The sequence below is a fragment of the Cohnella sp. GbtcB17 genome, from assembly GCF_019091135.1.
GTDB lineage: Bacteria > Bacillota > Bacilli > Paenibacillales > Paenibacillaceae > Cohnella.
Genome location: NZ_JAGXJW010000008.1, coordinates 77,422 through 92,426, shown reverse-complemented (window position 1 = coordinate 92,426; position 15,005 = coordinate 77,422). Strand labels below are relative to the sequence as shown.

Annotated in this window: 10 protein-coding genes; 9 read left to right on the top strand and 1 reads right to left on the bottom strand. The window is 60.7% G+C overall.

What is annotated here, in order from left to right:
- Positions 1–40 precede the first annotated feature (40 nt).
- From KVT38_RS06300 to KVT38_RS06290, 3 genes are all read left to right on the top strand, one after another.
- Positions 41–1,039 (top strand): type I glyceraldehyde-3-phosphate dehydrogenase, encoded by a 999-nt coding sequence (locus KVT38_RS06300; protein ID WP_217592843.1) that lies wholly within the window; start codon positions 41–43, stop codon positions 1,037–1,039.
- 66 nt (positions 1,040–1,105) lie between these two features.
- Positions 1,106–1,669 (top strand): NADPH-dependent FMN reductase, encoded by a 564-nt coding sequence (locus tag KVT38_RS06295; protein WP_217592842.1) that lies wholly within the window; start codon positions 1,106–1,108, stop codon positions 1,667–1,669.
- A gap of 300 nt (positions 1,670–1,969) precedes the next feature.
- On the top strand, positions 1,970–5,842 hold the full coding sequence (locus KVT38_RS06290) for a CARDB domain-containing protein (RefSeq protein WP_217592841.1): 3,873 nt from the start codon (positions 1,970–1,972) through the stop codon (positions 5,840–5,842).
- Positions 5,843–6,440: 598 nt separating this feature from the next.
- Here the strand turns inward: KVT38_RS06290 and KVT38_RS06285 are convergent.
- The gene (locus KVT38_RS06285; RefSeq protein WP_217592840.1) at positions 6,441–8,411 is read right to left on the bottom strand and encodes an alpha-amylase family protein; all 1,971 of its coding nucleotides are present in this window, start codon (positions 8,409–8,411) and stop codon (positions 6,441–6,443) included.
- A 144-nt stretch (positions 8,412–8,555) separates the two neighbouring features.
- Between KVT38_RS06285 and KVT38_RS35345 the strand changes: the two genes are divergently transcribed.
- The 6 genes from KVT38_RS35345 to KVT38_RS06255 all read left to right on the top strand — a co-directional run bounded on the left by KVT38_RS35345 (position 8,556) and on the right by KVT38_RS06255 (position 14,957).
- Positions 8,556–9,431 (top strand): helix-turn-helix transcriptional regulator, encoded by an 876-nt coding sequence (locus tag KVT38_RS35345; RefSeq protein ID WP_217592839.1) that lies wholly within the window; start codon positions 8,556–8,558, stop codon positions 9,429–9,431.
- A 197-nt stretch (positions 9,432–9,628) separates the two neighbouring features.
- Entirely contained in the window at positions 9,629–10,627 is a 999-nt protein-coding gene (locus tag KVT38_RS06275) for a Gfo/Idh/MocA family protein (protein ID WP_217592838.1), read from the top strand.
- A 145-nt stretch (positions 10,628–10,772) separates the two neighbouring features.
- Positions 10,773–11,561 (top strand): hypothetical protein, encoded by a 789-nt coding sequence (locus tag KVT38_RS06270; RefSeq protein ID WP_217592837.1) that lies wholly within the window; start codon positions 10,773–10,775, stop codon positions 11,559–11,561.
- Positions 11,561–12,019, top strand: coding sequence for a hypothetical protein (locus tag KVT38_RS06265; RefSeq protein ID WP_217592836.1), 459 nt, complete (start codon positions 11,561–11,563; stop codon positions 12,017–12,019). Before KVT38_RS06270 ends, KVT38_RS06265 begins: the two co-directional genes overlap by 1 nt.
- Before the next feature lie 26 nt (positions 12,020–12,045).
- The gene (locus KVT38_RS06260; protein WP_217592835.1) at positions 12,046–12,513 is read left to right on the top strand and encodes a CBO0543 family protein; all 468 of its coding nucleotides are present in this window, start codon (positions 12,046–12,048) and stop codon (positions 12,511–12,513) included.
- A 158-nt stretch (positions 12,514–12,671) separates the two neighbouring features.
- Entirely contained in the window at positions 12,672–14,957 is a 2,286-nt protein-coding gene (locus KVT38_RS06255; protein ID WP_217592834.1) for a helix-turn-helix domain-containing protein, read from the top strand.
- Positions 14,958–15,005 lie beyond the last annotated feature (48 nt).

The following is a 15,005-nucleotide window of genomic DNA, read 5'->3' as shown; positions in this document are numbered from 1 at the left end:
CGCGCAGTCAAATTAAATTCATACCTATCGGAGGGCAAACATGGGCAAAATCGCGGTATTCGGATTCGGACGCATCGGCAGGCAGTTGCTCAGGGTCGCTCTTCAAGACAATCTTTTCGTGCCGGTGTCGATCTCGGACATTAAGGACGAGGCCACTTTGGCCGCGCTGTTCGAAGTCGACACTAATTATAAAAGGTGGCCGGAGGCGGTATCCGGCAGCGAAGGCAGCATCGTCATCGGCGGCCGGGACATCAAGTACATCAATTCCGCGAGCGAAGTGCCGGACTGGCAGGCGCTCGGCGTGGATCTGGTCATCGACTGCACCGGCCGCGCCGTGACGCGTTCGGTCGCCCAGGTTCACCTGGACCGGGGCGCCAAGCGCGTGCTCGTCAGCGGCCCGAGCAAGACGCTCGACGATTGCGACGCCGTGCTGCTGAAGGGGATCAACCTCGACCACTTCGATCCGGACAAGCACAAGATCATCAGCATGGCGAGCTGCACGACCAACGCGCTGGCGCCGGTCGTCAAGCTAGTTCGCGAGAATTACGGCATCAAGCACGGCCTGTTCTCGACCGTCCATTCCTACACGAACACCCAGTCGCTAACGGATCAGCCGATGAAGGACCGCCGCGACTCGTGGGCGGCAGCCGAGAACATTATCCCGTCGTCCTCCGGCGCGGCCAAGGCGCTCAAGTTCATCTGGCCGGACCTGCAGATCACGGGCAAGGCGTACCGGATTCCGACCCGGACCGGCAGCATCGCCGAGCTCAACCTGATCACCGACAAGCCGGTCACCGCGCAGGAGATCAACGACATGTTCCGCGCCGCGGCGGCCGAAGGCGAGCTCAAGGGCGTGCTGGACGTGCTTGAAGGCGAATGGGCGTCCTCGCGCATCGTCGGCGATTCGCACTCGTCGATCATCGACCTGCCGCTGACGCAGGTACAAGGCGACATCGTGTCGATCGCGGCCTGGTACGACAACGAGTGGGGCTACGCGTCGAGACTTGCCGAAGTCGCGGCGTACCTCGCGAATCGCTAATGCAACGAAGGGATGGCCGGCCGGTCAGGCGGTCGTCCCTTTCTCTATCAAAGGAGGCGTATGGGGATGAAAAAAATCGGCATTATCGTGGGGAGTTTGAGGGAGCAGTCGTACAATCGCATGATTGCGGCCACCGTGCCGGAGCTAGGCCTGGCGGAAGAAGCCGCTTACGAATACATATCGATCGCGGATTTGCCTTTGTATAATGCGGACGTCGACGCAGGCGACGGTCCCGACGCCGTGCGGCTCTATCGCGAGGCGATCCGCGGCGCGGACGGGCTGCTGATCGTGAGCCCGGAATACAATTCGGGCATTCCCGGCGTATTGAAAAACGCGCTTGACTGGGCGTCGACGCCGACCCGGACGGCCGCGCTCATTCACAAGCCCGTCGGCATCGTCGGCGCCACGCCGGGCCCGAAGGGCACGATCCTGTCTCAGCAGCAAATCCGGCAGACGCTGGAGGCCACGCAGGCGTGGGTGCTGCCTTTTCAGAAGATGTATATCTCGCAGGTCATGGACAAGGTCGACGCCGAACGCGGCCGTCTGACGGACGAGACGACGCTTAAGTATTTAAAACGGTATGTGCAGACGCTGCTTGGCTGGATCGACCAGTCGCAAGCGCTGCAGTAAATCGCCGACAAACCGAATGCTCTGTTCAGGTCAGCCAGGAAGCTCTGGGTGGCCTGTTTGCGTTTGAATCGCGCAGGTGCTTGGAATCGACTACCATCTTCGTAAAATCACGCCTTATAGGCGAGGGGAGCGCCTCACTATAATAAAGCTGTACTTTAAGTTCAGGAAGGGAAGGTGGACGGACGCAGGCCAAGGTAGACGAAGCAGTCGGCAGCTGATCGGTTCGACGTTAATTGTAACCGCTATCATTCCGTGAGACTTCGCAACATCGGCTTCAAAACCATTTTGAGGAGGACTATAATGCGACACAAGCACGCAGCATGGACGCTCGCTCTCCTATTGCTGATGACCGGATGGATCTCGGCCGCAGGCTCCATTTCTCCCGCGTTCGCGGCCGGGGGAGCGAATCTGACGATCGGCAAGACGATTACCGCGAGCGGTCAATCGCAGACGTACGCGCCCGACAACGTGAAGGACGGCAATGCAAGCACCTATTGGGAGAGTACGAACAACGCATTTCCGCAATGGATACAGGTCGACCTGGGCGCGAGCGTCAGCATCGATCAGATCGTGCTGAAGCTGCCGTCAAGCTGGGAAACGCGCACGCAGACGCTGGCCGTTCAGGGCAGTACGAACGGCACGACGTTTGCCAACATCGTCGGTTCCGCCAACTACACGTTTAATCCGGCCGTAGCGGGCAACTCGGTTACGATCAACTTCACGGCGGCGTCGACCCGTTACGTTCGTCTGAGCTTCACCGCCAACACGGGCTGGCCTGCGGCTCAGCTATCTGAGCTTGAAATTTATGGCGCGAGCGGGACGACACCGACGCCTACGCCAACGCCAACGCCGCCGCCGGGCACGTATCAAGCGGAGTCTGCCGCGCTCTCGGGCGGCGCCAAGGTGAACACGGACCATGCGGGCTATGCCGGCACCGGCTTTGTCGACGGCTACTGGACGCAGGGCGCGACGACCACCTTCACGGTCAACACGGCAGCGGCGGGCAGCCGGAACGTGACGCTGAAGTACGCCAACGCGAACGGCGCCGCCCGAACGCTGTCCATCTATGTGAACGGCGCCAAGATTCGTCAGACCACGCTCGCAAGTCTGGCTAACTGGGACACCTGGGCCACGCAGACGGAGGCTTTGACCTTGAACGCCGGCAGCAATACGATCGCCTACAAATACGACGCTGGCGATTCTGCCAACGTAAATCTGGATCAGATCACGGTGGATGCGGGCACGTCGCCGACTTCCACGCCGACGGCGACACCTACGGCGACCCCGACAGCAACGCCAACCGCGACCCCGACGGCGACGCCTACGGCCACCCCAACGGCAACGCCGACAGCTACGCCGCCGCCGGGCGGCAACATCGCGATCGGCAAGCCGATCGTCGCTTCCTCGAACACCCAGTCCTTCGTGGCGACCAACGCGAACGACAACAACACCGCCACGTACTGGGAAGGCGGTGGCAATCCGAGCACGCTGACGCTCGATTTCGGCGCCAACCAGAACATCACGTCCATCGTACTCAAGCTCAACCCCGCGACGGAGTGGGGCACACGCACCCAGACAATCCAGGTGCTCGGCCACAATCAGTCGACGACGACTTTCTCGAATCTGGTGTCCTCGCAGACGTATACGTTCAACCCCGCATCCGGCAACACGGTGACGATCCCCGTGACGGCGACGGTGAAGCGGCTGCAGTTGAACATTACGGCGAATACGGGCGCGCCTGCGGGCCAGGTCGCGGAGTTCCAGGTGTTCGGCACGCCGGCCGCCAATCCCGACCTGACGAGCTCGGGCATGTCCTGGTCGCCGGCCTCGCCGATCGAGACCGATGCGATCACGCTGAACGCGACCGTTAAAAACAACGGCACCGCGGCATCCGCGGCGACGACGGTCAACTTCTACCTGAACGGAGACGCCGCCGGCACCGCGCAGGTCGGCGCGCTGACCGCGGGCGCATCCGCCAACGTGTCGGTGAGCGCAGGCGCCAAGACCGCGGCATCCTATACGCTCTCGGCCAAGGTCGACGAGAGCAACGCCGTCATCGAACAGAACGAAGCGAACAACAGCTATACGAACGCCGCGCCGCTTACGGTCGCGCCAGTTTCCAGCTCGGATCTGGTCGCCGTGACTTCCTGGTCGCCGGTCACGCCGACCGTCGGCAACGCCGTCAGCTTTACGGTTAACCTGAAAAACCAGGGCACAATCGCTTCGGCCGCCGGCGCTCATGCGATCTCGGTTGCGATCAAAAACGGGGCAGGCACGACCGTCCAGACGCTGAACGGCTCCTACAGCGGATCGCTCGCAGCGGGCGCTTCCGCCAACGTCGCCATCCCGGGTACGTGGACGGCGGGCAGCGGCAGCTATACGGTGACGACCACGGTCGCAGCGGACGGGAACGAAGTCCCGACCAAACAGACCAACAATACGAGTACCGCCAATCTGACCGTCTATGCGGCACGCGGTGCCAGCATGCCGTACTTCCGTTACGACACGGAGGACGCGACGAGAGGCGGCGGCGCGACGCTTCAGGCTGCGCCGAACTTCGACCAGGCGCTGATCGCGTCGGAAGCGTCCGGGCAAAAATACGTGGCGCTGCCGTCGAACGGCTCCTATGCGCAATGGACCGTACGCCAGGGACAAGGAGGCGCGGGCGTCACGATGCGTTTCACGATGCCTGACTCCGGCGACGGGATGGGCCTGAACGGCTCGCTTGACGTGTACGTCAACGGGACGAAGGTAAAGACGGTATCGCTATCGTCGTATTACAACTGGCAGTACTTCTCCGGCGACATGCCGGCGGATGCGCCGGGCGGCGGACGTCCGCTTTTCCGCTTCGACGAAGTGCACTGGAAGCTGGATACGCCGCTTCAACCCGGTGATACGATCCGGATCCAAAAGGGCGGAGACAGCATCGAATACGGCGTCGACTTCCTGGAGATCGAGCCGGTGCCGACAGCGATCGCGCGTCCGTCGGGCGCCGTATCGGTGACGGACTACGGTGCGGTGGCGAACGACGGACAGGATGATCTCGCGGCGTTCAAATCCGCGGTGACGGCGGCCGTCTCTGCGGGCAAGACGCTGTATATTCCTGAGGGCACGTTTAACCTGAGCAGCATGTGGGAGATCGGCTCGGCGAACAATATGATCAACAACCTGACCGTGACGGGCGCAGGCATCTGGCATACGAACATTCAGTTCACGAACCCGAACGCGGCGGGCGGCGGTATCTCGCTGCGCATTTCCGGCAAGCTAGATTTCAGCAACGTGTATATGAACTCCAAGCTTCGGTCTCGTTACGGCCAAAATGCGATTTACAAAGGTTTCATGGATAACTTCGGCTCGAACTCCACAATTCACGACGTATGGGTCGAGCACTTCGAATGCGGCTTCTGGGTCGGCGATTATGCGCATACGCCGGCGATCTACGCGAACGGGCTGACGATCGAGAACAGCCGCATCCGCAACAACCTGGCCGACGGCGTCAACTTCGCCCAGGGCACGAGCAACTCGATCGTTCGCAACAGCAATCTGCGCAACAACGGGGACGACGCGCTCGCCGTCTGGACCAGCGACACGAACGGCGCGCCGGCTGGCGTGAACAATACGTTCTCCTACAACACGATTGAGAACAACTGGCGCGCGGGCGGCATTGCCTTCTTCGGCGGCAGCGGCCACAAGGCGGACCACAACCTGATCGTCGACACGGTCGGCGGCTCCGGCATCCGCATGAACACCGTGTTCCCGGGCTACCATTTCCAGAACAACACCGGCATCGTATTCTCGGACACGACGATCATCAACAGCGGCACGAGCCAGGATCTGTACAACGGCGAGCGCGGCGCGATCGACCTCGAAGCGTCCAACGACGCCATCCGCAACGTCACGTTCACGAACATCGATATCCTCAACACGCAGCGCGACGCGATCCAGTTCGGCTACGGCGGCGGCTTCCAGAATATCGTGTTCAACAACATCAACATCAACGGCACAGGCCTGGACGGCGTCACGACGTCGCGCTTCTCCGGACCGCACCAAGGTGCCGCGATCTTCACCTACACCGGCAATGGCTCGGCGACCTTCAACGGCCTCACGACGAGCAATGTCGCCTATCCGAGCCTGTACTACCTGCAGCCGGGCTTTAACTTGACGATTAACTAGATACGGTCTATTGATAGGAAAAGATACGGTCAATAGACAGTAAAAAAATCGCCGACTCCGCAAGGCCTTTGGCCGAGTGGAGGGCGATCTTTTTTATGGCAGCCAGCGGAATGCTCGCTTACAGCTGCTTCTCCGCTCTGCAAGCGCACAATTCTCGCTTACAGCCGGCGTCGAACTCGCATCTTGCGCTACAACCGTGGAAACCTCGCTTCGCTTACAGCTGCTCGGCCGCCCTGCAAGCGCACATTTCTCGCTTACAGCCGGCGCCGAGCTCGCATCTCGCGCTGCAACCGCGGAAACCTCGCTTACAGCTGCTCGGCCGCCCTGCAAGCGCACCTTTCTCGCTTACAGCCGGCGTCGAGCGCGCGTCTCGCGCTGCAACCGCGGAAACCTCGCTTACAGCTGCTCGGCCGACTCTGCAAGCGCACATTTCTCGCTTACAGCCGGCGTCGAGCTCGCGTCTCGCGCTGCAGCCGCGGAATGCGCGCTTACAGCTGATCATCCGCACTGCAAGCACACATTTCTCGCTTACAGCCGGCGCCGAGCTCGCATCTCGCGCTGCAGCCGCGGAAACCTCGCTTACAGCTGCTTCTCCGAGTTACTCGAACTGCAGCACGACCATCTGGTGGCATTCGACGACGGGGACTGTGTAGCTGACCTTGCCATCCTGCGTCGTGAACGGCAGCTCGGTCATCTGCGGCGCCAGGTAGACGCTTCCTACCGGGCGGTCGGTGCGCACAGTGCACGCGACGTCCCGGATCGGGACCAGGTCCTCGACGATCTCGACGTTTTTTCCGCGACGGACGGGGGCGGCGTACAGCAGGTGATGAACGAGACGGCGATGGGCGGGCTGTTCCTGCAGCGTTGTCACGCCTTGCGCAGGCAGCGTCGTCTCGAGCGTAGGGGCGGCGAGCAGGCGGTCGAGCGCGTAATCCACCATCTGCCGCAGCACGAGATTGCCGTGTTCGGCATAGGCGCCGAAGACGTTCCAGGCGATGTAGATGCCGGCGTCGTGCTCGATCATGCCGGGCTCGCGGCTCTGCCTGTCGTTCGGCGTATGGAGGTGCGACGAGAAGGAGAAGGCGTCCCGGTTAAAATACGGATTCTCGCGGTACCCGAGCACGCGTCCGCCGGCGGCTTCGATGCGCTGGCCTTCGCCGTACATGACGGCTGAGGCGCCTTCGCCCGGACCGAACGGGCCTGCCGGTACGAAGTAGTCCGGACGGTACGGATTGGAGCCGACCCAGCGCGCGCCGAAGTCGAGAGCGAAGCCGGAGCCGTCGGGGCGAAGGCCGGCGTTTCCCGTGGCGAGCACCCGACCGCCCTGGCCAACGTAAGCCGCGAGCTTCGCTTCGATCTCGGCGTCTGCGGGGATCAGGTCCGGCAGGATGAGCACGGGATAGGCCGTCCAATCCGACTCCAAGTCGACGACGTCGAACAGCCGGTTCGTCTCCAGCAGCATCCGCGCCGCGCCTTTGTCGGCGTCCGCGACGTTGGTGCCGGTGCCGCGGTGTCGGCCCGATGCCTCTACGCCGAAGATCGCGATATCGGCCACGTTCGCCGCGCCTGCGCACCAGGCTTCTTTTTCCTCGACTTCCTTATAAGCCGCCCCGATCAGCCGATACGTCGCTTCGTCCATCAAGCCATCTGGATGGAGCTGGTCCCCGACCGAGCAGCCCGCGCCGTTTGCCAGGCTCAGCGCGGCCTCGTACCGAAGGGCGTTCGGATGCTTGTAGCCGCCGAATTCGCCCCAAGACAAGTGGAACTTGCCGGTCATGCCGAGAAAAGGACGGCCGAGCTGCTGAACGTAGCGCGCGGAGAGCGGGAAGTGGTCGTAGCCCCAGCCGCCCGTCGGCAGCGATTCCAGCTCCAGCTGGTGCGTGTTCAGGAAGGCCAGGTCTCGTCTGCCCTGCGGGATATGGCCACCGTTGTGGAATACCGGCAGACCGGGACGATGCTTGTGGACGGCCTCGTTCGTCCGCTCAGCATAACGGAGGTAAGTTCGCTCGCGCAAAGGCCGCATCGCGATCTCGTCGCGAGGGTCGATGCCTTCCGCTCGCGCGGACCGGACGCAAAATTGGCAGTAGCATTTGCGGATGCCGACGATGTCGAGAAAGATGCCGTCCGCGTCGTACTTCTGCACGACCTCCTCGATCTGGGCGACGAGAATATCGAGATAGGGCGTGTTCATGCAAAACTCGTGATAGCCCGGCGAGAGGAAATCGGGCGCCCATTGCGTCGATTCGTCGGCGCGGCGAACGAGCCATTCCGGATGAACGCGGGCGAGCTTCTCGTCAAGCCCTGCCGACAGATAGACCGGCGTCTTGACGCCGATCGCATGCGCGGCTTCGATCTGCGCGCCGAGCAAGTCGAACGTCAGATGCGGGTGCATCTCGTTTGCGGTCGAAGGATGGTACGCCCAGCCGTGGTGGCATTTCGAGAACACCGTGATCGAGTCGACATGTCCGAGCTTCAGCATCGCCTGGAACTGCTCGGCCGAAAAGGACGAGCCGATCCCTTCGATCAGCTCCGACGTGTGGAAGTCCAAATGTACCTGGCGAAATCGCATCGTGCAGCCCCCTTGGGATACTTGGTATGCCCTCAGTGTAATGCGGGCAGGCTCCCGCGGATAGGCATCGAACCGACGACCTCTAGCACAAAACCGACTTCAGCGTTTATGATGGATAAAACGGTAGGAATGGGAGGTCCGCAAGTGGATTGCATCCAGTGGCAAATGCCGCCGATGCCTCAGCTGGTGACGGCGGGGCATGGAACATGGCGTTCGGGCATGCAGCATTTCAGGCGCTCCTTCGATATTTACGACATCATATTCGTCAAGTCGGGATGCTTGTATATGGCGGAGGATGGCGTGGAATACGCGATCGGTCCCCATCATTTACTCGTGCTGGAGCCGGGGAAGGTGCATGAGGGGTATCGGCCTTGCGAAGCGGAGACGGAGCTATACTGGTTTCATGTTAAGCACGATTCCGAACACCGGGTCGTCGCCTCCGATGACATCCCTTGGTCGCTCGTGCTGCGCCAGGGAACGGACAAAGACCTTCAGCCGGGCATGCAGCCCGCCTATATTCCGAAGTTCGGGGCGTTTCGGATGGACGAAGCTTGGGCGGCGCTGGATCGGCTGGTCAAGCTGCACGACAGGCTGACGGTCGAGGGCGTATGGCGCTTGCAGGCCGCGTTCGTGCAGCTGCTGTCCGTCATGCAGCAGTTCGTCCGGGGATCGGCGACCGAGACCCGGTCAAGCCGGCTGGCCGAGGAGGTATCCGCGTATTTGCGCCGCGTCGCCTTCGAGCCGTTCGAGATGGAGTCGCTGGAGCGGGAATTTCATTTTCATCCGGACTACATCGCCCGCTGCATGAAGCGGTACGCCGGCATGAGCCCGGTCGAGTACGTGCGCCACATCCGTGTGGAAAGGGCCCGCAGACTGCTGGAGCACTCGCCCGAGCTATCCGTGAAGCAAATCGCGGAGGCCGTCGGAATCGCGGACCCGAATTATTTCGCCCGCCTGTTCCGCAAGGAAGCGGGGATGTCGCCCGCGGCCTATCGGAGGCTGCATGCGGGATATGCGTAGGGCGATCGTGCGTGCAGCTTCACGCCTGGCGAGTTGGCGAGCGCACGGGGGTCCAAGTATGAACGTAGATCGATACTTGGGGTGTCGTCGAGCACGCGGCGGCTTTGCGATATTTATAAACGCGCGTTTATAGCAATTGCAATCTCAAGTCTTACGGGTTAAGGTAAAGTTATCCGATGGAAAAAGGAGACTCGATCATGGCGGAACAACGCATCGTAAAGTGGGGCATCATGGGACCGGGGGGCATCTCGGACAACTTCGCCACGGAGCTGCCGCACGCGCCGGGCGGCCGGCTCGTCGCCGTCGCCGGACGCTCGCTGGACAAGGCGCAGGCGTTCGCCGACAAGTTCGGCATTCCGCGCGCTTACGGCAGCTGCGAGGAGCTCGCGGCCGATCCGGACGTCGAGATCGTCTATATCGGCACGCTGCACCCGATTCACAAGGAGAACGCGCTGACGCTGCTGCGCGGCGGCAAATCCGTGCTCTGCGAGAAGCCGTTCACGATCAACGCCGCCGAGGCCCGGGAGATCGCGGAGCTGGCGCGCGAGAAGGGCCTCTTCCTCATGGAGGCGATGTGGACGCGTTACTTGCCCGCGATCGCCAAGGTGCGGGAATGGCTGGACAGCGGCGTCATCGGCGATGTGCGTATCGTGAAGGCCGAATTCGGCTTCGACGCAGGCTGGAATCCCGAGGGCCGGCTCCTTAACAAGGAAAAAGGCGGCGGCACGCTGCTCGACGCCGGCATCTATCCGGTGTCGTTCGCTTCGATGGTGTTCGGCGGGGAGCAGCCCGCCCGAATCGAGAGCGCCGTCGTCATCGGCGAGACCGGCGTGGACGAGCAGTTCTCGCTGCTGTTCGAATACGGCGGCGGGCGCACGGCTTCCCTGCACGGCTCGGTGCGGCTGTCCATGACGAACGAGGCCGTCATCTACGGCACGAAGGGGCGGATCGAGGTGCCGGGCTTCCTGTTCGCGAAGGCGGCGACGCTGCACGTGAAAGGGGCGGAGCCAGTCGTCTTCGAGCACGAGCTAGAGCCGTCCGGCCACTTCTACCAGGCGATCGAAGCGATGGAATGCCTGCGGGCGGGCCGCAAGGAGAGCGCGATCATGACCGTAGACGAAACAGTGCGCATCATGGAGACGCTCGATCGGGTCCGCGAGCCATGGGGGCTCAAGTATCCGAGCGAACAAGGTTGACTGCGAGAGCGCGTCGGCAACCCAAGGAGCCGGCGCGCTTTTTTGCTGCGGATAAATGTTCCTGCCGAGGGATAACCTACACTTGCGCAGTCGCGGCGAATCGCGATTTGTCGCTTGACGAAGGACATGGTCTCGAGGTGAACCGATGAACAATTTTTCCGATCCCTTTCGCGCCAAACGCTACCTCGCATTCGTCAGCATGTTCGGAACGACGCAGATTCACAAGCGGAGCCCGTATACGATCGCGTTTTGGTCGACGGCGTTCCCGGGCTTTGGCCATCTTCTGCTGAACAAGTACATCCGGGGATATGCGCTCGTTTTATGGGAGGTTTTTATCAATCAGAAAATTCATCTGAATCTTGCTATGGTCCATTCGTTTAACGGTCAGTTCCAGGCGGCCCGGGATGTGCTGGACCCCAGATTCATGTCTCTGTACATCCCCGTTTATTTGTTCGCGATCTGGGACAGTTACCGGACGACGGTCGATATGAACAAGGTGTACGCGCTGGCGCGCAGGGAAAACGCTCCGTTCGGCGAATTCAGCATCGGCGCGCTCGAAGTGAATTATCTCGACAAGCGCAAGCCGTGGATCGCCGTCGTTTGGTCGATGGGTATTCCGAGCGTCGGACAGTTGTACCTACACCGCATTATATTGGCGACATTTATCCTGATCAGCACCATCGTGCTCGTGTACGAATCTCATATCATACTCGCCGTGCACGATCTTATTCTGGGCGACATCCGTTCGTCGGCTGCAGTCGTCGACGCCCAGTGGTTGTTGTATATTCCTTCCTTTTACTGCTTCACCGTGTACGATGCGTATGTGAGCACGGTGGAGAACAACAAGCTTTTCGACCATGCGTTAAAAAATCATCTCCTTCGAAACTATCAGCCGCCAGGCGTCACATTAACGATCGGGAGCAAAGTAGACTGATGCAAATTTTTGCGACGTTCGACTACTCGACTCTGCTCGAGGTTGCCATTACGGAGCTGGAGGCGCACGGCATTTCATCGATTTACGCCGTCCCGCTCGATCTGCGCAAGGAAGAGCCCCGCCTATTGGACAGCATGCACCGTGCGGACGGCTTGTCTTTTATCGATAAAGGCATGGTTCTGGCGTTCATGTTCGCGACGATCGGAGCGAGCAAAGGCTTCGTCTGGACATGGGGACCTGTGATCTGGGGGCTTATCGGCGCAGGGACCGGCTTCGCCCTCGGCGTAGCGATCAATGGGCTCCTTTATTTGAGGAAACGCCGCAAAAAAAGGACTGCGATCCTTAAGGGCAAGCGGGGGGAAGTCATCCTGGTCGTCACCTGCGACGAGGATAAAGCCAAGATCGCGGCCGATATTTTGTGGGATCACAAGGCGCTCGGATTGGCCAAAACCAAATAACCGACATCCTATCGAGAGGTGATGCCATGCAAGCCGGGAATTGGTTTGCCTACGCCAGCGCAGTGGCGGCCGTCGCCGCGCTGATTTTTTCGCCGAAGCGGCTGACGAAGCTGGAAATATACGCGACGTACTTCGCTATGATCGCTCTTACGATCTATACCGATCTCTTTTTCGGACTTCTGCTCGATCTATACGACTTCATCAATCCGGACATGACGCTATCGGACCTCATCCTGCAGCTTGTGCTCCCGCCTACGGCAGGCGTTCTGATCCTGAACTATATGCCGCGTCGCAAAAAGCTGTTCGTGCCCTATTGGATTCTCACTATCGCCTCGGCGGTGTTTTTTGAATGGTTGTCGCTCAAAGCCGGCTATCTCGTATACAAAGGGTGGTCGCTGTTCTATTCGGCAGCAGTGTACGCGCTCGGCTTGTTATTCCTGCGTTGGCACCTGCGATTCATTCGCCGAAATGGCGACAGGGCCGGCATGCGATAGAGGCTTCTCTCCGGCACAAGCGGAGCGAAGTCTTTTTTGCGTGGAAGGACGACTTTTAGGGGGATTGTAATGTTTGTTTTTCATGCGATAATGTTCTAAAAGAACAAGGGTTCATTGGCAAAATGAATGGACCAGCGCGCGGGGGAGACTGAACGTCGATGAAGAAGCTGATGCCGAGAAGGACGCATATCCGGATTTTCCTGGGCTCGTGCCTGCTGTTCGTCCTCGTCTCCGTGCCCGTCGTGTTTTTCATGACCCGGCAGTTCTCGAACTATGCGCTCAACCAGATCGACAAGGTGAACAAGACCGAGCTTGCGCACTCCAGGGACAACGCCGAGTTTATCCTCGACAAGCTGATCGCATACGGGTTCACCATGTACGCCGACAAGAGCGTGCAGGCCTGGATGACCGCGGACGTCGAGACGCAGGATCGCGAGATCGAGGCGATCGCCGCCGCGGCCAAGTACAGGACGACCGAGCCGTTTCTCAAAAACGCGTACCTGCTCAATATGCGCACCGGGCACGTAATCGACATCGCGTACGGCATTACTTCGTTCGCCGAGTTCGCGGACCAGGATATATTGCGGCTGGCCAAGGCGCCGGCCAAAGCGTACCAGCGCTTCTTCGTCCATCGCGTCGACGGGGAGCGTTCGCTCGCCCTGATGATTCCGACCGTGCCTTCCGGTCAGCCCTCCTACGGATATTTGGTGCTGCTCCTGGACGACGCGCTGATGAAGCAGTATTTGCTCAAGGAAAATAAGGCCGCCGGATTCATCTCCTTTATGCTCGACGATGAAGGACGGATGATGCTCGGTCCGGACGAGGCGGATCGTGCGACTGCCGCTGCGGAGACGTCCGCGGCTTCGAACGAAGGCTTGTACAAGGAGCTGGCGTCGCGTGCGGAAGACGCTTCGGGCAGCTTCAAGCAGCGCTACGATCGCGAATCCTGGTCCGTACAGTACGCCCGGATCGAGCCGCAGGGCTGGACCTTGTATCAGATGGCCAAGCTGGAAGGCATCAACGCGGACTTTTACGCGTTCCGGACGAAGCTGATGGTCGTGCTGGCAGGGCTCGTGGCGCTGCTCCTTGCCATCCTGTTCTGGAATTCGAGGCGCGCCTACAGGCCGTTCTCCCAATTGGCGAGCCAGCTGGAAACCAAGCTCGGCTCCTCATTGCAGCGCGGGCAGACGGGCGAGCCGCTGACGGAGCACAGTGTGATCCGATACGGCATCGAGCTGCTCGAGAACCGGATGGTGGCGCTCGATTCTTCGATGCGGGAGCACCGGGACGTCATCAAGACGGAATACCTGCGTCAATGGATTCTGCAAGGCAAGCTGATCCCGCCTGTTGAGCAGTATTTGCGGGAGCACTCGGGGCTGTTCGCGTACGGCGAGCTGTATATCGGTGCGATCCGCATCGACGGGTACAGCGCGTTCAAGGACAAGTACGAGTTCGCCTCCCGGAAGCTGATGAAGTATGCGATGGGCAATATCGCGGAGGAGATTTTGCGCCGGGACGGAGCCGCCGAGGGGGTCGATCTGGGAAGCGATCATGTCGTCCTGCTGCTCTCCGGGGACGGCATGTCGACGGAGCGTCTGACCGGGCTGCTCGAGGAAGTCAAGGCGCAGATCGACCGGTGGACGCAGATTCGGGTGACGGTCGCCGTCAGCGAGGCGCGGGCGTTCGGCGACGATATCCGGGGGGCGTACCAGCACATTCTCGAGTTGACGATGCTGAAGTTCGTTTCCGGCGAAGACAAGATTTATGTGGAGCGGGATTTTGAAAATTATATGCGTAGCGTGCAGCCGCTGCCGGACGATCAGCTGCTCGACGAGCTGATCAAAAGCGTGCGCATGGGCAAGCCCGAAGATACGGCGGCGGGTCTCGACCGATTGTTCGCCCACATGCAGACGATGCATTACGCGCAGAGCAAGATTCAGCTGTCGCTTATGCTGTACACGCTGTTCAAGACGTTCAACAAGCTGCCTTCGGTGGCGTCGATCGAGGGGATCGAGAGCATCCTCGCGTCCTTCGACACGCTGGCGGGCGTACGGGCCTGGCTCGAGCGCGAGCTGCTCGTCATCATTGAGGAGCTGAGCAGCAAGAAGGGCGCGAGCCGCCGGGACGAGATCGTGACGGACATCGTGGACTACGTGCGCAACCATCTGCACGACCCGATGCTCACCGTCGAGGAGATCGCCGAGCACGTCTCGCTCTCTTCGCGGCATGTGAGGCAGCTGTTCAAGGAATCGCTCGACGTGACGCTGTCCGAATATATTTTGCAGGAGCGCATCGCCAAGGTGAAGGAGCTGCTCGCGACGACGGACTGGACGGTTACCGATATCGGAGAGCGAGCCGGGTTCCAGACCAAGAGCCACTTTTTTACGATTTTCAAAAAAGCGACGGGATTGACGCCGAGCCAGTACAGGGACACGGCGCTGTGAGAGCAAGGGAGGAGGCCGGACGCGGAGTCGCAGGGGCGACTTGACGTT